The organism is Bradyrhizobium sp. NBAIM03 (assembly GCF_020194055.1).
Classification (GTDB): Bacteria; Pseudomonadota; Alphaproteobacteria; order Rhizobiales; family Xanthobacteraceae; genus Bradyrhizobium; species Bradyrhizobium yuanmingense.
The window spans coordinates 307,282-327,210 of the sequence record NZ_JADYVS010000002.1 but is presented as its reverse complement, the minus strand read 5'-3'; the positions used below and the strand labels follow the sequence as shown (position 1 = coordinate 327,210).

The window sequence follows — 19,929 nt, the reverse complement described above, 5'->3', positions numbered from 1 at the left end:
CGGCAAACCGACGAGAGGCTGCGCATGAGTCTCAACGCGCTCGGCCTCGCGGACGCCGCGGCCGGCATCCGCGACGGCCGGCTCAGCTCGGTGGAGCTCGTCGGCGACTGCCTCAGGCGCATCGATGAGGTCGATCGCGATATCCAGGCGTGGGCGTTTCTCGATCGCGACCACGCGATGCGGCAGGCCGAGGCGGCCGACGATCATCGCAAGCACGGCAAGGCCACAGGCCCGCTGCATGGCGTGCCCGTGGGCATCAAGGATATCTTCGACACCGGCGACATGCCGACCGAATTCGGATCGGAGCTGTGGGCCGGACGCACGCCGCGGCGCGATGCGGCGGCCGTGGCGCGTCTGCGGGCGGCTGGAGCGGTGATCCTCGGCAAGACGGTGACCACCGAGTACGCGTACTACAATCCGGGCAAGACCCGAAATCCGCACAACCCAAATCACACCCCCGGCGGATCGTCCTCGGGCTCCGCCGCGGCCGTCGCGGCGCTGATGGTGCCGGGTGCCATCGGCTCGCAGACCAACGGCTCGGTGATCCGCCCTGCCGCCTTCTGCGGCGTGGTCGGCTTCAAGCCCACGCATGGTCTCATTCCACGCAGCGGCGCGCTCCAATTGTCGCGCACGCTCGATCATGTCGGCGTGTTCGGGCGCAACGTCGAGGACGCGGCCCTGCTGGCGGAGGTCATGGTCGACTTCGACCCGGAGGATCCGGACACCCGGCCTGTTGCACGCCCGCCGTTTTCTGCGGTCGCGGCGAGCGAGCCGCCGTTGCCGCCGCGATTTGCCTTCGTGCGCTCTCCGGTCTGGGATCAGGCCGAGCCGGAGACGCGTGAAGCCTTTGCCGAGCTCGTCGACGCTTTGGGCGAAGCGTGCAGCGAGGTCGAGCTTGGGCCGAGCTTCGACGGGGCCGTCGACATGCACCGCATCATCATGGAAGTCGATATGGCGCACAATCTGCGGCGCGATGACGAACGCGGCGGCGACAGACTGAGCACGCGGCTACGCCAGGCGATCGCGCGCGGCCGCGCGCATCTTGCGGCGGATTATTGCAACGCTCTGGCCGGGATTGCGCCGCTCAACCAGGCCCTGGACCACGTTTTCGATGAATACGACGCCATCCTGACGCCCGCGGCACCGGGCGCGGCGCCCGCAATCGAAACGACGGGTAATCCGGTCTTCTGCTCGCTCTGGACCTATCTCGGCGTGCCCGCCATCAGCCTGCCCTTGATGCGTTCAGAAACGGGCCTTCCGCTGGGCGCCCAGCTCGTCGGCCGCCGCGGCAACGACGCCCGCCTCTTGCGCACGGCGCACTGGCTGATCAAGACCATTGGGCGCATGCGTGGCAGCGGTCGGCGCAACGCCCCGAGCGCCGGATCGAACTCGGCTCCCGGCGCGGAGAAAAGGAAAGTGCGATGACCAATCTGATCACCGGACTCATCGGCCTCGCGCTCATGATCGCATTTCTTGGAATCCTGCTGGTCTGGATCAAGGCCATTCCGCTCATCATCATCGTTGTCTGCGTCGTGGTGCTGGCCGTGATCGATTTCGTGCGATCCCTGCGGACGAACGGCGCGCCTCGCTGAATGCCCCATGGCAAGAAGACGCTTCACTTCTCGGCATTGGCCGGAGCAGCCGGAATTACGACAAGAAGAGAGCTTTAGCGGCCAACCCGTTCGAGCTGCCACCTGGGATCGCCTGCGCAGCGCGCGTCGAGACCTTTGCTCAAGTCTGCGAGGCTCACCGCGCCCAACCGTTCGACCAGCAATGCTTCGGCATCGCGAAGGACATCGTCCACCGCTGCGTTGACGAGTTGCTCGATCGCACAGTCTGGATTGGAATGCTCGTTCCCGATCGCAAATAGCCGGGGACCACCAACCGCACGATAGACATCGAGAAGTGACACGCGCTCGAGGTCGCACGCGATGACCCAGCCGCCGCCATGCCCTTTGTCCGACCGGACATAGCCCGCATCGCGCAGCCCCGCCAATGTGCGGCGAACGACGACCGGATTGGTCCCCAGCATCGTGCCGATCGCCTCCGAGGTCATGGGGCCGTCATGTCGCGCCATGTGGAGCAGCACATGCAGCATTCGAGAAAGGCGGCTGTCGTTTCGCATCGGCTGATCTTTCGCACGCATCCCATCATTGGCAAGGGCACGCAGTCATGATACATATAAAGTTACATGACTCGTGAGGTATCCGACGTGCAACAGTTTGAGGATCCAGACCACTGGGACAGCGCAGCCAGGCATTATCGAGAGACCGCGCACCCCTTCACCGCCCTGTTTGCGGAGGAGGCGCTGGCGCGCGTAACCCTGACGCCTCAGAGTCATGTTCTCGACGTGGCAGCCGGCACCGGCGCGCTCGCCCTCGCAGCCGCTCGCACCGGCGCACGAGTCCTGGCGACCGACTTCTCGCCCGGCATGGTCGGATGCATCGCAGCTGCTGGTCTGCCCAATGTGAAGGCGCGGGTCATGGACGGACAGGCGCTGGACCTGCCCGACGCACATTTCGATGCCGTCTTTTCGATCTTCGGTGTCATCATGTTCCCCGATTGGCGCAAGGGTTTGGCCGAGATGCGACGGGTGACGCGCCCCGGCGGGCATGGCGTGGTTGCGACCTGGCAGGATCGGGGCGCGGCGACCTTCCTCCTGTTGGGCGAAGTGCGGCAAAAGCTGTTCCCTGATCGGCCGGGCATGGCAATGCCTCAAGCCGTTCAGGCCCTGAGCGATCCGGACGATTTCGCCCGCGCCCTCGTCGCTGCCGGCTATCGCAATCCCCGGATCGACACGGTGACTCATGATTATCTGCTCGACGTCGCGGCGCTCGACGCGCCTGACACGCTCTTTGGCATGTCGCCCGACTGGACCAGCCTGGACGACATCGAAAAGGCGGCGGTGATTGCCGAGGTGCGGGCCAGAGCCGATGGTCGTTCGGTGCTGCCGATAAGCTCGACCGCGCTCATTGGCGTCGCTGAACGATGAGGCTCAAACATAAAGCCTGGCGGGCCGTCACACTATCGGCCGATCTCTCGATCTCCCGAAACCGGAGCGTCTGACCAGTGAGCAGAAACTCGCGCCCGATTGCGACACATGGGTGGGGTGTGGTCAGTGAACTGGGGAGGGACAAACAACTATCGAGCCGCCAGCAAGTTTGATCCTTCCGGGAGATCAAAGCTTCATCAGAAGCGGCTTGTCTGAGCAGCGGTTGTCGTCCCAATCCATTTCTCAATGGTCAGAAGCATGCGAGTCGCAATCCATACACTAGGCACCCGCGGCGACGTGCAACCCTATCTCGCCTTGGCGCTCGGTCTGAAGCAGGCCGGGCACGAAGTGCTGATCGCCGCGCCCTCGCAGTTCGAATCGTTCGTCGTGAGCCGCGGCATCGCTTTCGCGCATCTTCCGAGTGAATATCTCGCCCTCCTGGAAACCCCGGAAGCCAAGGCGGCAATGGCGGGCGGTGCGGGGTTTATGGCTGGCTTCAGGATGCTGAAGCAGTTCAGGCCGATCGGCCGCCAACAGCTCAGCGCCGAATGGCAAGCCGCCCGACGATTTCGTCCAGAACTGATCATCTATCACCCGAAGGCCATCGCCGCGGCGCATATCGCAGAAAAGTTATCCTGCCCTGCCGTTCTGGCTTCTCCCCTGCCTGGCTTCACACCGACAGCAGCGTTCGCGAGCCCGCTCGTGCCGTTCCGCTCGCTTGGCCCCCTCAACAGACTCACGCACAGCGCGATGGCTCACAGCGCCTACGCCCTCTTTCGCGGGATGATCGGGGAATGGCGGGCCACCGAGCTCCACCTCGCAAACACGCCGGAGAAGAAGCTGCGGCCTCGCGCGACGCTCTACGCCTATAGTCCGCATGTCGTGCCCGTTCCGCCGGACTGGCCGAATACTGTCGCGGTGACTGGGTACTGGTTCCTGGGAGGCGACGACGTTTGGCAGCCTGACCCGCAACTCCAGCGCTTCGTAGAGGGCGATGAGCGGCCTGTTTATGTGGGCTTTGGCAGCATGCCAGGTGTCGACCCGACGTCCCTGACGAAACTCGTACTGGAGGCATTGGCCAAGGCTGGGAAACGCGGCGTTCTAGCGGTCGGCGGCGGTGCTCTTCGAGGCGATCTCGGAGCCAGTCACGTCCATTTCATCCAAGGCGCACCGCATGCGCAGTTGTTCCCGCTGATGTCGGCCTGCGTCCATCACGGCGGGGCCGGCACTACGGGGGCTGCGCTTCGAGCTGGCAAGCCGAATATCATTTGTCCCTTCTTTGGCGACCAGCCGTTCTGGGGAAGGCGCATCGATGATCTGGGCGTCGGACCAAGATCAAGAGGAGTGAGGAACCTTTCAGCCGATTGGCTGGCCGCCGCGATCGCAGAGGCCACCGGAAATCCGTTGATTCAGCAGCGAGCGAACCGCCTTGGCGAAGCGATCCGCGTCGAAGACGGCGTCGCAAGCGCGATTGGCTTCCTGCGAAGCCAACACCTTCTCAATTAGGCCCGAAATTGCACAGGCCGATTCAAAAGGCTCGAGTTGCAATGCAGGTGAGCAGCCCTTGCGGTCGCTCAACGATCTGGACCTGCAGGTGCCTGCTCCTGGTCCACTGCAGGGCGAACGTCAAAGCGCCGCCGCCACAGCGAGTGGGCACGCCGCCTTGATCACCGCTACTTCTTAAGGATGCCCGTGTTGGTGTTTCCAAGCTGCTGGACGGCGGCGTTTGCGGCTGGCGTGTTGTAAGACGGTCGAGATCCGCCGCCCTCCTGACCGGACGGGGTCACGCCGAGTCTCTGGCCCGTCGTTCCCTGCCCTTTTGCATTGAGCGTGTTGGGCCCGGGCGAACCGCCGGTTCCGCTCAGCGTCGTCCCGTTCGAGAGCGTCGAGCCACCAGCGCCGCCCGAACCGGTTGCGCCCGCCCCTCCAGCGGAGGAAGCACCTCCCGAACCGCCTCCTGAGCTTTGCGCCATGGAAAACGAGATGGTGCCCAGAAGGACAGTCGCGGCCAAAACCAGAAGTCTCATCGTCCACCCTTTCCTATGCCAGCGCCTGAAACCGCTTGCTTCTTGTCACAGTTCCTAGCGGCGGCGAGCGATCCATGCTCCGGCCAGGAAAGCGACGAGCAAGGACCGTAACGGCGCCCTCACCGTCACCTCGCGCAACTGGTCGGCCCATCGCTTCGCCGGCTCTGGCGACGGCGTGCGGGCCTGCGGAGCAAAAGCTCCTCCTTGCTCTCCGGAACCCGGCCGCGGGCCTGAAGTCCGCTCCATGCCGCCCTGATCGTCCGTCAGCCCGGAGGCTTCCGTCATTGCCGCGGCTTCCTTCATGTCCATGCGTGTGCTCCATCCGTTGCGGAACAACTCGATCGATCTCGTGCCCGCCCGACCGAGGTGACAGGCTCGTTCGGCGACCGGGGGCAGCGGCTATGGCGTCGACATCGATGCGAACTATATGCTTGTCGAAGATCCCCGCCGTTACCGCTCCCTTGAAAAAGCCGTTGCTCATCTTTCTGTTCCTCCTCTTCGCACCGCTTGCCGCATCGGCGGCGAGATATTTTTGGCTGGATGATGGCCGCCAGAACTGGCAAACGGCCGACCGCTCCAGCGCGGGTCTATTGACCTCCGCGACCGACCACCGTGAGGCCGTCATCCGGGTGTTCGGAGCAAGAACGGTGAGATGGCGCGGCATCTTCGCGATTCACACCTGGATCGTCGTCAAAGAGAAAGATGCGCCGACCTACACAAGGTACGACTACACGGCCTGGGGCGAGCCGATCCGCACCAACGGCTTCGCTCCGGACGGGCGATGGTTCGGCGCTGTGCCTGAAATCGTCGTGGCCGTCGATGGCGAGCGTGCGGAGGCGCTGATCCCGAAGATCAGGCATGTGGTCGAAAACTACAGGTTTCGATCCTATGGAGATTACAGCGTCTGGCCTGGGCCCAATTCGAACACCTTCGTGCAGGCCGCACTCGATTCCGTCCCTGAGCTCCGGGCCGTCCTGCCACCGACCGCGATCGGCAAGGACTTCCCGTACACCGGCAAATGGTTCGGCGTAACGGCGTCCGGCACGGGCATCTACGCCTCGCTTGCCGGATACATCGGCTTCTCGCTCGGCTGGGTCGAAGGTCTGGAGATCAATTTCTTCGGCGCCGTTCTCGGCATCGACATCCGACGCCCGGCGCTCAAGCTACCTGGCCTCGGTCGGCTTGGGGTAACCCCCGGCCTGTCGTGATGGAGAGCGAACTGCTGGGTTGGCCGCACCGTTTGTGGACTGCTCAGTGCTTTCGTAAGAGCTTGGATCGATAGAAGAGCTGGCTGCTTACTGACGTGATGTTTGTTCCTGCCGAGCATCTGTTGCGCTCAAGCGGGACCAATCAGGACGACGGAGCCTGTCGCGCTCATCGCCCTTCCTCACGGTTGCGGAATGTTCTTCTGACTGAGCCATGCGCGCATCTCGCCGATCTCTCGCCTTTGGGTGTCGACGATCTCGCGAGCAAAGTGCTGGTTTCGAGAATCCTTGCCGAACTTGAGGACGATCTCGGCCATGTCGACTGCGCCTTGATGGTGTGGGATCATGCCGAGCACGAAGGCCGCATCGGGATCAGCATTGGTGATGCCTCGCATCATCGGACCGTGCATGCGGTCCATGGCGGCGCGGTAGGCATCCGGAGCCGTCAACCCTATCGCCGCAGCGCCGTGCATGCCATGCGGATGTTCGGGGTTCGGCGTATGGGTCAGCCGCTCTCCAGCCAGCGTTCCGATGTCTCCTTCGATGCCATAAATCGCAATGTGCAGTCCCAGTAACCCGATGTGAAAATGACTAGCGCCGCCGCAAGTCCGGCCGGGACGCCGGCAAGCCTTCGCTTGAGTGCGGGCAGGAAATGAACCTCACGACTATGATCGGCAGCAATGGCAACGACGACCGCCATGATGAGCGCGTGTCCGATCAGGTCGGTTCGCCCGAACGGATAGACGGCTGCGTTGAAGATGATGAAAAGAGCGATGGCCGACAGCCGGCCGACAAGCGGCGTCCAGATCAATCCGAATCCCATCGTGAATTCGGCGACGCCCGCCATCGGGATAAATACGTCGCGCGGCATGCCGAAGGTCAAGAAGGGCTTTTCCTGCACGAGCGGGTAGAACCAGTCCGGATAGGCAAACTTTTCGAGGCTCGACCACATCAGCGCGATGGCGACGCCCCAGCGCAGCGCCTCGAAGCGATGGTTGCGCCATTCCGGATTGGATGAAGCCTCCAACACCAGATAGGCGGCGACACCGACTCCAAGCGCCAGGTAGTCCAGCAAATGGAAGACATCATAGTCGCGCAGCGCGAGTAGCCACAAGGCGATGATCCCGAGAGCCGCAAGTGGCTGCGTCTTGCGAGAGAAGATCAACCCGGCGATCAGGAGCTGGGTCCAGGACACCCATTCGGCCGGCGTTTTGAGATCTGGCGTCAGGTAGACGCCGCCGACGGCGAAGATCGCCACGAAGAAGGCGGCGATGACGACGCGCACGAAGTCGTCGAGGCGCATCCAGAGAGGGTCGGTGATGCGATCCATGGCCAGCAGGACCGACTCGCCGGCGCTCGACTTCTCGATGGCTCGTGACGCGAGGAAGAATGCCAGCACGAGCGCAATGCCGGTCCAGAACCATACATTGGTCAACGTGGCCCCGATCGACTGTGGTGGCGCTCCGACAATATAGGGCGCAAACCATTTGACATGTGCGTGAGCCGGCACCGGGGCCGCCACCGATGCGAGGATGATCAGGGCCAGCAGGCAACCAGAGGAGCGAGGCGGCGCGAGATGGTTCAATTTCTGCTCCTCAGGTGGTGAGGTGACTAAAGCGTGATTGAGGCGGGCGGTAGGAGACGAGAACGCCAGAGCATGATGTCAGGGCGATGGCTCTTGTGATAGTTTAGACGTTGCCAAGCGTGCTCCCTACTCTTTTTTCAATCGAGCTGCATCACGGCGGACGCGCGCTGTATGCCGTGCAATGCTTAGCGCGCGTACCGCCGTGGCAGCGGGCTATTGCGGCAGGTAGCCGCCGTTGATCACAAGTTCGGCGCCGGTGATGTAAGCGCGTAAGCACGCGTCGAAGGAGGCTGTGAGCTGGTTCACATGCTGTCTTAGTTAAACGGAGTACGGTTGGAAGAAGCCGGATAAGAGAAGGGCATCGCGTCGGCGCAGCGTCCGCTGCCGGAATTGGGCTTTTTCGGTCCAAACGTTTTCAGAAAAGTCATTTGCCATGTGTATTTTCACAAGCCGAGCCCGGCGCGCGGCAGGTCATAACCAAGCAAGCCGACCTTTCCTCTACCTTTTGGCTTCCATACTCTCGGCGGCCTGCGTCATTTCCTTTGCGAGCGCCGCGTCCGCTCAATGCGCGGCGCGCGACGTGTTGCAAAACAAGCTGAAGCTCAAGACGCGCTCGGCTCCGGCGTCGCAACAGCCTATTAAGTCCGCGCGCGACGTTGCGACATGGAAAACGATCACAACAGGTACCTTCGCCGACTCTCTTGCCTTGCGCAACGAACTCGATAGCAAGGGCTGCAATGTCGGTGGTCAAGCCGCTGAAATCCTTGCTAGGCCGACGTTCACCGTTAGCTCTCGGAAGACATATGTGGAGCTTCTCGATCTATCGCCTGCGCAGCTTGGATTCACGTCCGATACCGTGACTTTGGCTAACGTTTACGCACGCGCCCAGCAGTTCGGCCTCGAACTCGCTGCGGCCGAAGTCGGCCCGCAATTGCGTCTTCAATATTTCGACCAGCCTATCGGCGAATTTCTCATCATCGGAATGGACCCGATCAAGACATGGAGCGGCGAGCCGATCATTCTGAATGTGGCAAATGGCGGCGCCGGATTGATACTCATCGGCCAGGATGGTCGCTCCGAAGCGGATATACCCGTAGCATCTCGTTTCATTTTCGTTCGATCCCATCGACCGGCAGCTGGCCGCGACGTCGTCGGGCCAATAGCAGGAGCCTTTCCGCCGCCGTGAGCGACCGAAGCGCTTTTGCATCGAATGTCAGGTCATTGGCCCTCAGCCGAACTGCCCATGAACTGCCGCGAAGCCTGCTCTCGGAGAGAAACCGGACCGGACGAGCAGAGCGGTCGGACCGCAGCTTGTGACCCGTTGCGGTCATGCGACAACCCGCTCATTCAATCCGTTCCCTGCTGACGAACAGTCGTCGCGGATCGATGACTGCAGTATGACGGAACTGCTTATCGATGTGATAGGCGAATTCACCCGAAGCGGAGTTGCTGTGGTCGCAGAGACGACCATTGCTCCTCTCGCTTCCGATTGCGGCCCCCGCACTGCCGCGCGGATCATCTCGCGAGTCGTGATACTCGAGGCCGAGCGGACCGAGCGCCGAGACCTGCGTGACGTACTCACCTGATTTCGCCCAGTGGAAATGCCAGGTCTCGCCCGGGAGGACAATGACGCTCCCAGGTGGATAGGCCTTGAGCTTGTCGTCATCGAAGGCTTCTCCAAGGCCGATATAGAAGACCCCGGATATGACCGTGTAGATCCGGTCCTCCGGATGCTTGTGCGGCATAAGCTTCGTTCCGCGCGGTACTTTAACCCAAATTAGGTACGGCCCCGGTTCGGCGGGGTGACCAACCATAACAGCTAGACGTGCGCCCGCTGGAAACGCCGGGAACGGCTCCCACGTAATTTCTTCCGGCAGAATCGCTCGGAATGTATCCTCATCCAATTGATGCTCGAGGATCATAACCTCTCCTCTGCTAGCGAAGACCTGAGAGGGGGCCGCCTCGGGGCAGCCCCTTGTCGCGGATTCTCCGGATGGTTAGTTGTTCAGCCGGCCGACGTGATATCCGAGCCGGTTCTCAACATCGCCCGGCCGATGGAAGCCACGATCGAGCAGGATCTTGATTCGGCTCTGGCTGGCCGGACGCTGGACCGACGCGAGGAAAGCGTCCCATTCGGGCGCGATGTCCGCATCCGACGGCAGGCTCGCGACGTTGACCAGCCGCTTTGTCTCGGCGATCGCTTGCTTGTCGAAGGAGGCGATTCGTCTGGCCAGGGCGTCAACGAAGCCGTCGAGTTCTGCGTCCGTCAGCGATCGATTGACGTAACCGTAGCGTTCCGCAAGATCCCCGCTGATGTCATCGGCGCCTAGCAGCACCTCAAGGGCACGACCCCGGCCGATCAAGCGCGGGAGCCGCGCCATTGGGCCGCCGCCCGGCACGAGGCCAGCGCCGACTTCCCATTGCGACAGGATCGCATTTTCGCGGCTCGCAAAGCGCATGTCGCTTGCCAGCGCCAGTTCGCTGCCAACGCCGGTGGCGCGGCCACGGACCATGGCGATTGACGCGACCGGCGCGCGACTCAGACGGACCAGCAGGTCAGGTAGCGCCTGCAGTCCGGTGGCCCCCGGCGGAATCTTCGTCGACTCCTCCAGCGGGGCGAAGAAATTGTAGTGCGTCAGGAAGAAGCCCTCGACTGCGCTGTCGAACACGACCACCTTGACCTGCGGGTCGGTCTCGATCGCCGTGATGATTTCGTTGAGCTGCGGAATGTTCTCGGGCCCAAAGATATTCAGCGGCGGAAGGTCGAAGGTGACGCGCCAGTAAGATGGCGTGCGGCGTTGCAGCCTGATGCCGCGGGTGGCTGCAGGCTTCAGGAGCTTGAGCAGCGCCTCGGCGCCGGCCTTTGACGAGGCTGGATTCTGGCCGGTGACGAGCCTTCCGTCGGTGATGACAAAGCTCTGCCAGTCCGGCGCCTTTTCAAATAGCCCGCCCAGCCGCCTCAATTCGTCTTCGACAAGGAACGGCACGACCTTCGTCAACCCAACCGCTTCTTCCTCACTGTTGGTGAATCCGGCCACGCGCTTGCCCTTCACGATCGGCTCGCCGTTGTATGTGACGTGCCGGAGCACGCCCGGCGCATGGCAGACGGCCGCCACCGGCTTGCCGGCGTTGTAGAAGGCTTCGATCAGCGCGACGGAATCCGGATCCTCGGCGAGGTCCCACATAGGGCCGTGACCACCCGGATAGAATACCGCATCAAAGTCTGCGGGCTTCATCTGCGACAGCTTGCGCGTATTGGCAAGAACCGCCTGCGCTGCGGGATCCTGCTTGAATCGCCTGGTCAGGTCGGTCTGACCTTCCGGCGTATCGCTGACGGGATCGAGCGGCGGCTGACCGCCCCGGGGCGAAGCTACGGTGATGTCCGCGCCGGCATCAAGGAAGGTGAAGTAGGGCGCCGCAAATTCCTCGAGCCAGAAACCGGTCTTGCGGCCGGTGTTACCGAGTTGATCGTGCGAAGTCATGACCATCAGGATTCTCATTGGAAACTCCCATTGTCGGCGCCATCAGGTGAACACGCCGTGTTTGGTTTGAGTGGCAAGGGGCGTCAGGTGCTGATGGGGGCGCGCAATATCCTCGCGCGCCTCCATTTTTCAGGACGATTGACGCAAAGAGCGGAACGAGGCGCGCATCTCCGCGCTGAACAGCTCGGGCTGCTCCCAGGCGGCGAAGTGTCCGCCGCGATCAAGCCGGTTGAAATGGATCAGCTTGGGATAGGCACGTTCCGTCCAACTCCGTGGGGCGGCGTAGATCTCGTCCGGGAACACGCTCACTGCGACCGGAATAGTGACATTCTTCGGCTGGAAGAACTGAAGCTTGTTCTCCCAATAAAGTCGCGCCGATGACATTGCCGTGTTCGTCACCCAGTACAGCGTTATGTTGTCGAGGATGTCGTCCTGCGTGAGCCCGGCGGTCTCGCCGCCGAAGACTCGGGCAATAAGCTGATGGCTGCGTGTATCGTGGTCGAGGATCCATGCTGCGAGGCCGACCGGCGAATCCGTGATGCCGTACAGCGTCTGCGGCCGGTTGGCCATTTCGATAGCGTAGCCGAGGCCGTGTTTGTAGAAGAAGTCGAGCTGGTTCCACGCGTTCTGCTCTTCGCCGGAGAGACCTGACGGCTGCTTCCCACCGGCCTGGAGCGAAGCCGCAACGTCGTCAGGAACAGTTGCAGGCATGTTGGTGTGGATGCCAACAAGTTCGGGTGCGCCGAGAAGCGCCATCTGTTCGGTGATGGCGTTGCCCCAGTCGCCGCCTTGCGCGACGAACCGCATGTAGCCGAGCCGCTTCATCAACACGATCCAGGCGCGCGCGATGCGCTGCGGATCCCAGCCGGTGGTCTCGGGCTTGCCGGAAAACCCGTAGCCGGGGATCGACGGGATCACCACGTCAAAAGCATCCGACGCTGCCGCCCCGTGGGCAAGGGGATTAACCAGGCGATCAACGATCTTCAGCTGTTCGATGATCGAGCCGGGCCAGCCATGCGTTACGATCAGCGGCAGCGCATTGTCGTGCCGGGACCGAACGTGAATGAAGTGGATGTCAATCCCGTCAATCTCGGTGATGAATTGCGGCAGTGCATTGAGCCGTGCTTCCACCTTGCGCCAGTCGTAGTCCGTCTGCCAGTACTGGACCAGCTTCTTGACGGTCGCGAGCTGCACGCCCTGACTGTCGTCAGTCACGGTCTCCTTCTCCGGCCACCGCGTCGCGCCGAGGCGGTGACGAAGGTCGATCAAAGTGGCCTCGGGAACATGGACGTGGAAGGGGCGGATTTCGCCAGCGGTCTTGCCCGAGGCGGGCTGCAACGGCAGAAGGCTGACGGCTCCCGCGGCGACGATGCCCATGGCGGCGGTACCCAGCAGTTGGCGGCGATCCTGGTCGATCGTTTCGGAAGTGGACTGCGCGATCATTTTAATCTCCTTGGTTTGCGGGCCGTCGATATGGCCGGCCAGGCGGTTCGTGACGCCGCCACACTTGCGCAGAACCTGGGAGATTGCTCGTTAGGTGATGTAAAAGCGCGTTATGCTCCGCTGGGCCGCTTGCTTGCCTCGCGATAACGCGAAGCGTCGCCCACCGAGAATGATCAGGACTGGAGCAGGCCGCGAGCCGACTGCAAATCGGCTGTCTCAAGCCCCTCACTGAAGCGAGCCAACGTCTGGGCTAAAGCCGTCAGCGCGGATTTCTTGCCCTGTTTGCCGGAAAGCACGACCAGCGTAATCTCGGAGCGCAGCCGCCAGGACAACGCGCCTTGCGTCTCGGCGAGTTCAATGGATGATTTGAGGCTCTGCCTCGCGCCGTCTTCGTCGCCGCCCTGGGCCTTCAGCTTGCCGCGAAGCCGGAGCAACTCCGGCATATCAAAAATCTCACCGCCGGCGGATGTACGGGACATCGAGTTGTCGAGCGCTTCAAGCGCTTCCTCAACCCGCCCTAGCCGGCCTAGCCCTTGCGCTAGGTCGGCGCTGAACCCGGATGCGTAGAGTTCGTAGCGGTCGGCGTGCAGGCGGGGCAGCACGTCGTGGAGAAGATCGACGCCGTCCTTCACGTCGCCGCGGGCTACCATCACCTGACCACGGAATCCGTCGGCCACGGCCTGATACGGAACGAAGCCGTGCATCAAGGCGTGTTCGCTCAGGCGCGCGGTCAATTTTTCCACGCTCGCCCAATCGCCGACCCAGCCAAATACTGATGCAGCCCAGCACAGCGCGATGCTGTACATCACAACGTCTTTTGGCGCGGCATCATTGGTGACCGCACGGGCGAGTTCCACCGCTTGATCAGGAAATCCCCGCAACCACAATGTTCGCGCCAGCGGAATGCGTGGCGTGCGCGCAAAGGCGAAGTGGCTGGGACCGGCAACGCGCAGCGCGATGTCGTTTTGCATGGCCTTTTCGAGGTGATGCTGCGCAAGGATCTGATTGCCGGCCAAATGATGGGAAACGCCGAGCAGGACGCTTGCTCCGGCAAGTCCTGCGGGATCGCCGATCTCGCGTGCCACTTCCTCGGCCGCCTCCGCGGACGGTACCAGGCGGTCGCATTCGCCGGTTCGCCGGTAGAACATGTTGAGGCGCGACAGCAGCCGGAATTGGTTGGGTCGATCCGACAATTTCCTTGCGACGGAGAGCCCTCGTAGCAGCGCGGCCTCGGCCTGCTCGCTGTTGCGCTCTGTGAACATGGCTGCGTGACCGAGCGCCGATTGCAGTTCGATTTCCCAGATTCCGCCGCGGTTGGTGTCGTCGAGCGCTCCGAGGGCGCGTTGCGCCACCCGGCTGCACTCGTTGAGCAGGTTCAGTTCGACGAGCAGCGGAGCACTAGCGCCGCTCAAGGGAACGCGCAATTCTGCCGCACCTTCATCCGAATAGGCCCATGACAGCGCGGCACGCACGTCGCCGAGCAGTTCGGAGCGCGCCGGCAGGCCTAGGGCATTTCCGTTCGACCCGCTACGGACCAGCGCGCTCATCACGTATTCCGCGTGCCGTCGCGCGATGGTATTGGCCTCGCCGCTTTCGCTGAGCCTTTTCAGCGCGTAGGTCCGGGTGGTGTCAAGCAACCGATACCGCATCGACGATTTGATTGGCCTGGCTGACAGCAGGGACTTGGCGACGAGTTGCCCGATCATGTCGATGACCTGCTCGTCTTCGGGCTCAGCTCCGGCAACCGCTATTGCAGCTTCCAGGGTGAACGCCCCGGCGAACACGGCAAGCCGCCGAAGCGCCAGCCGTTCGGCGTCGGTGATGAGATTGTAGCTCCAGTCCAGCATTGCGCTCAGCGTCTGGTGGCGCGGCGGTGCCGTACGACGCCCCCGCCATTCCAGTTTCAGCCGACCGTCCAGCAGCGCATCGATCTCGCGCAGGCCGTGCGCGCCGAGGCGAACGGCCGCGAGCTCGATGGCGAGCGCGATGCCGTCGAGTTTCTCGCAGATGCCGGCGAGGAGCCGCATATTGTCGGGACTCATCTCCACGCTGTATCCGGCCGCCGTCGCTCGTTCCGTAAAGAGCCGGACCGCCGGATAGGCCAGCATCTCCTCCGATGTGAGCGCCTGGTCCGCGGGGGGGGTTGCGAGCGGCGGCAACTCGACGATCTGCTCTCCCTGAACCAGCAAGGATTCTCGGCTGGTGGCAAGAATGCTGGTGCCAGGCGCCTGCAGATAGATGGCTTCGGCGAGCCGTGCGGCATGTTCGATGACGTGCTCGCAGCTGTCGAGAATGAGCACGACGCGCCGGCCGCCCAGGAATTGCACGATACTTGAGGTCGGGTCCGCGGTTTGCACGACCAGATTGAGCGCCGAAGCGACGGTGCTTGGAACAAGCTCGCCTTCCTTCAGGGGCCCAAGATCGACGAAGCGCACTTCCTGCGCGCGGCCCGACAATGCGTGGGCAACCGCAAGCGCAACCGTCGTCTTCCCGATGCCGCCAGGTCCCCGCAGCGTAATGAACTGCTCGGCGAGTAATCGCTCCGAGAGGCGCTGAACCACATCTTCCCGTCCGATCGTGCGGGTCAGCAGCAGCGGAAACGACGGTTCGCCCGAGACCATTGCCGCCGGCTTCGGGGCATCCTGCGCCGGCTGGCGCTGTTCGATGGTCGCAACGAAGCAGTATCCCCGATTGGGTACGTTGGTGATGAAGCGCGCACCGTCCTTGCCGTCGCCGAGCACCCTTCGGATCTCTGCGATGTGGACGCGGAGACTGGCCTCGTCCACCGTCAGGTTCGGCCAGGCGTGCGCCAACAACTCGTCCTTGTGAATAATGTCTCCCGCACGACCAACCAGCAGGCACAGAATGTCGAGCGCGCGGCTACCGATCTTGACGGGACCCTGATCTTTTTCGAGCAATCGGGATTTTTCGTAAAGACAAAACCGGCCGAATCTTACGCCCAGGGAATCAGGCTCGCTCGCGCGAGATGGCTGTGCGCCTCTGTGCTTTGCTGGGAGGCTGGAAGGCATCGCCCGCTACTTCGACAATCGTCGCGATGCAATCCGCGGCGCGCGCGTTGCTTCGTTGCCGTTTATTTCGCGCATTTCACAACTATTCCGGGAAAATTAGCAGTACTGCGGTCGAGGCCAATGAGGAAGCATGTCGCGGGCGGAGCTTCAAATCAATACACAGTTAGGTCATGGGAGATGCGCCCAATATAGGGTCACGATCCGGCATTCGACTCGGCCGGGCTGAAACGAACCACAGATAGATCTATGCCGACCATCAGATCTTCCGGGATCGGCTTCAAATCACGGTCGCGCAGATAGGCGCGCTGCCTGGTCGGAATCGTGATGCCGTCGATCACGACCGGCTCGGAGAAGTATTGGGCGGCAGGAAAATTGCCGGCGATCTGCACGTGATAGTCGTGGCGCCTGATCAGCATGTCGGGTCCGAAATAGAAGTCCTGCTCGAGGCTGTGGCTGGCTAGCCTCTCCGGAAACACGGCCCGCAATCCGCGCCAGATTTCCGCGCCTTCGCGCCATGGTTCGATCTCGCGCAGCGTGAAGCCGCGCATCGTGAGCAGGAATGGCACGGTCAGGCAAGTCCAGAGCGCGTAGCCGCCGAAATAGGCCCGGTGCAGTAGATCCCAGGCGGTACGCATGTCGTGGCCATCGAACGATGCGCGCGGGTTCCTGCGCTCGGCGATTGTCCTGCTGCCGCCGGACAGGATCGCGACGCGGTCGGGGGTGAAGTCACTCCGTTGTCCAGGTTTGCCGATATCGTCGACAGACGCCCATTGCCGGTGCAGATCGACATGCACCGTCCTTGGAAGGCCACTCTGGTGCACGCATTTCAGGTCCCAGAGTTCGCCCGTGATGACGAACGATGCGCTGAGACGGCCGTGCGCCCGCCAGCGGCTTTCGCCACCATGAGCTTCGATCGCTTCGGCCAGGAGCGGAATCATGTCTAATTCTCCCCGTTTCAACTAGGCCATGGTGCCGCCGCCTACGCGCGCGGCGCGAGTTCATAGATGTAAAGCGATGTTAATGGCCGCCCGCGGAAGGCTGGACCGGCATGCGAACCGCCGGAATGGCGCCGTTTCGCGCCAAATAACATCAGTTAACGGGCGGAAATCGCCGTGTCGTTGCACAGTGAGCTCGCAACCAAGCTCGACCGAAAGCTGGACGGGCCAACGACAGGAAAATTACCATGTCAGACAAGATCGACGTTCAGCGCCGCAACTTCTTCGGCACCGCCGCGATGACGCTCGCCACGGCTCAATTTGCTCTGGCCGGCACCTCGCAGGCTGGCCTTACCAAGCTGACCGCCGCAGCCGATGCGGATCTCAACCGGACGAAATCGGGCAGCCTACCAGCGATCAAGCCGGGCACGAATACGGCTTTCTCTGCCCTCAAGCAGATCGATGCTGGCCTGCTCAATGTCGGCTATGTGGAGACCGGCCCGACAAATGGACCCGCGGTCCTGCTGCTGCACGGCTGGCCCTATGACATCTACAGCTTCATCGATGTCGCGCCGCTGCTCGCCGGCTCCGGCTATCGCGTGATCATCCCGTATCTTCGCGGCTACGGATCGACGCGGTTTCTCTCCCCGACATCCTTTCGCAACGGTCAGCCTTCGGCGATTGCGCTAGACATGATCGCTTTACTCGATGCGCTTAGGATTGAGAAGGCTGTTGTCGCCGGCTTCGACTGGGGCGCGCGGACCGCCAACATCATGGCGGCGCTGTGGCCGGAACGCTGCAAGGCGATGGTATCTGTGAGCGGGTATCTGATCGGCAGCCAGCAGGCCGGCAAGATGCCGCTGCCGCCGAAAGCGGAATTGCAATGGTGGTACCAGTTCTATTTCGCCACCGAGCGCGGCCAGCTCGGCTATGACAAGTATCGCCGGGAATTCTCCAGGCTGATCTGGCAGCTGGCGTCGCCGAAGTGGAATTTCGACGATGCCACTTTCGAGCGCAGCGCGAGCGCCTTCGACAATCCGGATCATGTCGCGATTGTCATTCACAATTACCGCTGGCGGCAGGCGCTTGCCGATGGCGAGGCTAGATACGAGGACATCGAAGCGAAACTCGCGCAGGGTCCTGCCATCGCCGTGCCTACAATCACCATGGAAGGCGACGCCAACGGCGCGCCGCACCCGGAGCCGGCCGCCTACGCCAAAAAATTCTCTGGCAAGTACGAGCATCGGACCATCTCGGGCGGCATTGGGCACAATCTGCCCCAGGAGGCGCCGCGCGCATTCGCAGAGGCGATCATCGATGTCGATGGCGAAGCCTGATCCCGTCGAGCGAACGAGGAGAATGTGACCATGCGCAAGACAAGTGTTCTGGCGGCACTCGCCCTCATCGCGTTGCTCATGCTGATCCAATTCAGCCCGCCGTTTCTCTATGGTTAGGAGATCGGTATGAGCGTGCGGGCAACAAATCGCGATCTGCGTTCGACACGACAGTCGATCGCCTATCGCAGCATCGAGATCGACGGCCTCGAGATCTTCTACAGGGAGGCAGGGTCGGTCGATGCGCCGACCGTGCTGCTGCTGCACGGCTTTCCATCCTCATCGCGGATGTGGGAGCCGTTGCTGCCGCTCCTTGCCGATCGATATCACCTGATTGCGCCTGATTATCCCGGCTTCGGTCACAGCAGCGCGCCGCCGACATCCGATTTCACCTATACGTTCGACCGGCTCGCGCAGATCATGGACACGTTTGTGACGAAGCTCGGCCTCGCCAAGTATGTCCTGTTCGTTCAGGACTATGGCGGGCCCGTCGGCTTCCGCCTAGCGCTCGCTCATCCCGAACGGGTGCGCAGCATCGTTGTCCAGAACGCGGTGTCGCATGAGCAGGGTTTGAGTTCGCTGTGGGACGCCCGCCGCAGGTACTGGGCCGATCCGGCCGGCGAACTCGATAACCTCAAGGCCAATTTCACCTCGCTGGAGGCAACCCGGCTGCGGCATGTCGGGACCAGCCCGCATCCCGAGCGGTATGATCCGGATAGCTGGACCGACGAGCACGCGTTTCTCTCCCGTCCGGGTCAGGCGGATATTCAGGCGAAATTGTTCCTGGACTATCGCAGCAACGTCGCATCCTATCCGCGCTGGCAGAAATGGCTTCGCGAAGTTCAGCCACCGATGCTAGTGGTCTGGGGAAAGTACGATCCTTCGTTCACCGTGGCGGGGGCAACTGCGTACGTCGACGATGTGCCTGACGCGGAGGTCCACCTGCTTGAAGCAGGTCATTTCGCGTTGGACGAGGCGACCGATAAGGTCGCCGAACTGGTTCGGCGCTTTCTTGCTAATTGCTAGGTGTGGTTGGTTAATGGCGCCTATGGCCCAATGCGGACATCCAGATGCGCGACTTGATTGTCGCCTCCGGAGCAGACGCGACAGAACGATCGGCGCCCTACGCTCTTCGCATCAGCTTGAGCGACGCCGTCAGCCGCAGGCTCCGCTTTCCCGCGAGCGCGATGCCTTCGAGCTCGCCGCTGTCTTCCGTGCAGGTCCCGGAGAAGCCGATGCCGACCTCGAGGCCGCCGAACACCGGGTTCTCGCCTTTCGCCGGCGTGTGCTCCTGGTTCAGCATCTCGCCCTTCCAGCGGCCGTCCGCCGAGGAATAGGCGCCGAGATAGTAGAAGAACGCATCGCCGCCGAGGATGCGCCCGTCGATCAGCAGCATCACGCCGGACAGTCCAGCATCGACGCCGTCGAGAGCGCGCAAGCCCATCCCATAGAGCCCGTTGGCGATGCCGCCCGGTCCGACCGTTCCGCTCGGCGGCAAGCCTTCGTCGTCGAGGCGCGTGAGATTGGCCCAGAACCTGGCGCCGGGCATGGTGTCCGCGCCGCCCTCGAGACGGATCTGGTTGCCGTAGAGCCGGCCACGCGCTCCGATCGAGGCGACGTCGGCGCCCATCAGCGGCTTGTAGCTGGGGTCGAGGTTGTGCCGCTCGGTGATGACCTGGGCGATGATCTCGCCGTCGCGCTCGACATAGGTACCGAGATGCGCGAAGCCAGAATTGCCGCCCAGCATCCTTCCGTCGTGCAGGCACATGATGCTGCAGCCGAACCCATCGTTGACGCCGTATTCAACCTTGTAGAGCCCGTCCAGCAACGTCTTGAACCTGCAAATCGAAAATGAATTGCGGGCTACCTAGCACCGACGCCACAGCGAAGCCATCGG

The 19,929-nt window shown here is 62.6% G+C and carries 18 protein-coding genes and 1 pseudogene; 8 read left to right on the top strand and 11 right to left on the bottom strand.

Features of this window, described 5'->3' with window-relative positions; translation table 11 throughout:
* Positions 1-24: 24 nt before the first annotated feature.
* Together I6F21_RS04250 and I6F21_RS04245 are read left to right on the top strand one after the other, a co-directional pair.
* Positions 25-1,425 (top strand): amidase, encoded by a 1,401-nt coding sequence (locus I6F21_RS04250; protein WP_225114118.1) that lies wholly within the window; start codon positions 25-27, stop codon positions 1,423-1,425.
* Positions 1,422-1,592 carry a hypothetical protein gene (locus tag I6F21_RS04245; protein WP_157284651.1) on the top strand — a complete coding sequence of 57 codons (171 nt, stop codon included), beginning with the start codon at positions 1,422-1,424 and terminating at the stop codon, positions 1,590-1,592. Before I6F21_RS04250 ends, I6F21_RS04245 begins: the two co-directional genes overlap by 4 nt.
* A 74-nt stretch (positions 1,593-1,666) precedes the next feature.
* Here the strand turns inward: I6F21_RS04245 and I6F21_RS04240 are convergent, their stop codons facing one another.
* Positions 1,667-2,125 (bottom strand): Rrf2 family transcriptional regulator, encoded by a 459-nt coding sequence (locus tag I6F21_RS04240; protein WP_036000430.1) that lies wholly within the window; start codon positions 2,123-2,125, stop codon positions 1,667-1,669.
* 66 nt (positions 2,126-2,191) lie between these two features.
* Between I6F21_RS04240 and I6F21_RS04235 the strand changes: the two genes are divergently transcribed.
* Together I6F21_RS04235 and I6F21_RS04230 are read left to right on the top strand one after the other, a co-directional pair.
* On the top strand, positions 2,192-2,992 hold the full coding sequence (locus tag I6F21_RS04235; RefSeq protein WP_225140302.1) for a class I SAM-dependent methyltransferase: 801 nt from the start codon (positions 2,192-2,194) through the stop codon (positions 2,990-2,992).
* A 258-nt stretch (positions 2,993-3,250) separates the two neighbouring features.
* Entirely contained in the window at positions 3,251-4,498 is a 1,248-nt protein-coding gene (locus tag I6F21_RS04230) for a glycosyltransferase (protein ID WP_036022807.1), read from the top strand.
* Between the two features lie 575 nt (positions 4,499-5,073).
* On the opposite strand, the gene I6F21_RS04225 is transcribed toward I6F21_RS04230, so the two are convergent.
* Positions 5,074-5,328: a hypothetical protein gene (locus I6F21_RS04225; RefSeq protein WP_036022803.1), complete on the bottom strand. Its 255-nt coding sequence runs from the start codon at positions 5,326-5,328 to the stop codon at positions 5,074-5,076.
* Between the two features lie 164 nt (positions 5,329-5,492).
* On the opposite strand from I6F21_RS04225, the gene I6F21_RS04220 reads away from it, so the two are divergent.
* Positions 5,493-6,227 carry a DUF3750 domain-containing protein gene (locus tag I6F21_RS04220; RefSeq protein ID WP_225126006.1) on the top strand — a complete coding sequence of 245 codons (735 nt, stop codon included), beginning with the start codon at positions 5,493-5,495 and terminating at the stop codon, positions 6,225-6,227.
* Positions 6,228-6,406: 179 nt separating this feature from the next.
* On the opposite strand, the gene I6F21_RS04215 is transcribed toward I6F21_RS04220, so the two are convergent.
* Positions 6,407-6,697, bottom strand: a complete 291-nt coding sequence (locus I6F21_RS04215; RefSeq protein ID WP_225140301.1) for a DUF305 domain-containing protein — start codon at positions 6,695-6,697, stop codon at positions 6,407-6,409.
* A gap of 32 nt (positions 6,698-6,729) precedes the next feature.
* On the bottom strand, positions 6,730-7,809 hold the full coding sequence (locus I6F21_RS04210) for a hypothetical protein (RefSeq protein ID WP_225140300.1): 1,080 nt from the start codon (positions 7,807-7,809) through the stop codon (positions 6,730-6,732).
* A gap of 433 nt (positions 7,810-8,242) precedes the next feature.
* Here I6F21_RS04210 and I6F21_RS04205 point away from each other — a divergent pair, with 433 nt between their 5' ends.
* Positions 8,243-8,995, top strand: a complete 753-nt coding sequence (locus tag I6F21_RS04205; protein ID WP_225140299.1) for a hypothetical protein — start codon at positions 8,243-8,245, stop codon at positions 8,993-8,995.
* A gap of 157 nt (positions 8,996-9,152) precedes the next feature.
* Here the strand turns inward: I6F21_RS04205 and I6F21_RS04200 are convergent, their stop codons facing one another.
* From I6F21_RS04200 to I6F21_RS04180, 6 genes and pseudogenes are all read right to left on the bottom strand, one after another.
* Positions 9,153-9,731, bottom strand: coding sequence for a cupin domain-containing protein (locus I6F21_RS04200; protein ID WP_225140298.1), 579 nt, complete (start codon positions 9,729-9,731; stop codon positions 9,153-9,155).
* Positions 9,732-9,806: 75 nt separating this feature from the next.
* Positions 9,807-10,655: an enoyl-CoA hydratase/isomerase family protein gene (locus I6F21_RS38645; protein ID WP_050995869.1), complete on the bottom strand. Its 849-nt coding sequence runs from the start codon at positions 10,653-10,655 to the stop codon at positions 9,807-9,809.
* A pseudogene (locus I6F21_RS38640) lies at positions 10,641-11,309 on the bottom strand (type 1 glutamine amidotransferase domain-containing protein); the annotation flags it as partial. The gene I6F21_RS38645 and the pseudogene I6F21_RS38640, both read right to left, overlap by 15 nt.
* A gap of 111 nt (positions 11,310-11,420) precedes the next feature.
* Positions 11,421-12,734, bottom strand: coding sequence for an epoxide hydrolase family protein (locus I6F21_RS04190; protein ID WP_225140297.1), 1,314 nt, complete (start codon positions 12,732-12,734; stop codon positions 11,421-11,423).
* A 173-nt stretch (positions 12,735-12,907) separates the two neighbouring features.
* Positions 12,908-15,652, bottom strand: coding sequence for a winged helix-turn-helix domain-containing protein (locus I6F21_RS04185; protein WP_225140296.1), 2,745 nt, complete (start codon positions 15,650-15,652; stop codon positions 12,908-12,910).
* A 305-nt stretch (positions 15,653-15,957) separates the two neighbouring features.
* Complete coding sequence (locus tag I6F21_RS04180; protein ID WP_036022789.1) at positions 15,958-16,701, bottom strand: hypothetical protein; 744 nt, start codon at positions 16,699-16,701, stop codon at positions 15,958-15,960.
* A 245-nt stretch (positions 16,702-16,946) separates the two neighbouring features.
* On the opposite strand from I6F21_RS04180, the gene I6F21_RS04175 reads away from it, so the two are divergent.
* Entirely contained in the window at positions 16,947-18,035 is a 1,089-nt protein-coding gene (locus I6F21_RS04175; RefSeq protein WP_225140295.1) for an alpha/beta hydrolase, read from the top strand.
* A 126-nt stretch (positions 18,036-18,161) separates the two neighbouring features.
* Complete coding sequence (locus I6F21_RS04170; protein ID WP_225140294.1) at positions 18,162-19,058, top strand: alpha/beta hydrolase; 897 nt, start codon at positions 18,162-18,164, stop codon at positions 19,056-19,058.
* A gap of 97 nt (positions 19,059-19,155) precedes the next feature.
* Here I6F21_RS04170 and I6F21_RS04165 read toward each other — a convergent pair whose 3' ends face one another.
* Positions 19,156-19,860: a hypothetical protein gene (locus I6F21_RS04165; protein ID WP_225140293.1), complete on the bottom strand. Its 705-nt coding sequence runs from the start codon at positions 19,858-19,860 to the stop codon at positions 19,156-19,158.
* Positions 19,861-19,929: the final 69 nt, after the last annotated feature.

Excerpts from the sequence above, each read along its gene's own strand:
- I6F21_RS04250 (WP_225114118.1), top strand. The coding sequence starts at position 25 with ATGAGTCTCAACGCGCTCGGCCTCGCGGACGCCGCGGCCGGCATCCGC.
- I6F21_RS04245 (WP_157284651.1), top strand. The coding sequence starts at position 1,422 with ATGACCAATCTGATCACCGGACTCATCGGCCTCGCGCTCATGATCGCA.
- I6F21_RS04240 (WP_036000430.1), bottom strand. The coding sequence starts at position 2,125 with ATGCGAAACGACAGCCGCCTTTCTCGAATGCTGCATGTGCTGCTCCAC.
- I6F21_RS04235 (WP_225140302.1), top strand. The coding sequence starts at position 2,192 with ATGACTCGTGAGGTATCCGACGTGCAACAGTTTGAGGATCCAGACCAC.
- I6F21_RS04230 (WP_036022807.1), top strand. The coding sequence starts at position 3,251 with ATGCGAGTCGCAATCCATACACTAGGCACCCGCGGCGACGTGCAACCC.
- I6F21_RS04225 (WP_036022803.1), bottom strand. The coding sequence starts at position 5,328 with ATGGACATGAAGGAAGCCGCGGCAATGACGGAAGCCTCCGGGCTGACG.
- I6F21_RS04215 (WP_225140301.1), bottom strand. The coding sequence starts at position 6,697 with ATGCACGGCGCTGCGGCGATAGGGTTGACGGCTCCGGATGCCTACCGC.
- I6F21_RS04205 (WP_225140299.1), top strand. The coding sequence starts at position 8,243 with ATGTGTATTTTCACAAGCCGAGCCCGGCGCGCGGCAGGTCATAACCAA.
- I6F21_RS04200 (WP_225140298.1), bottom strand. The coding sequence starts at position 9,731 with ATGATCCTCGAGCATCAATTGGATGAGGATACATTCCGAGCGATTCTG.
- I6F21_RS04190 (WP_225140297.1), bottom strand. The coding sequence starts at position 12,734 with ATGATCGCGCAGTCCACTTCCGAAACGATCGACCAGGATCGCCGCCAA.
- I6F21_RS04180 (WP_036022789.1), bottom strand. The coding sequence starts at position 16,701 with ATGATTCCGCTCCTGGCCGAAGCGATCGAAGCTCATGGTGGCGAAAGC.
- I6F21_RS04175 (WP_225140295.1), top strand. The coding sequence starts at position 16,947 with ATGTCAGACAAGATCGACGTTCAGCGCCGCAACTTCTTCGGCACCGCC.
- I6F21_RS04170 (WP_225140294.1), top strand. The coding sequence starts at position 18,162 with ATGAGCGTGCGGGCAACAAATCGCGATCTGCGTTCGACACGACAGTCG.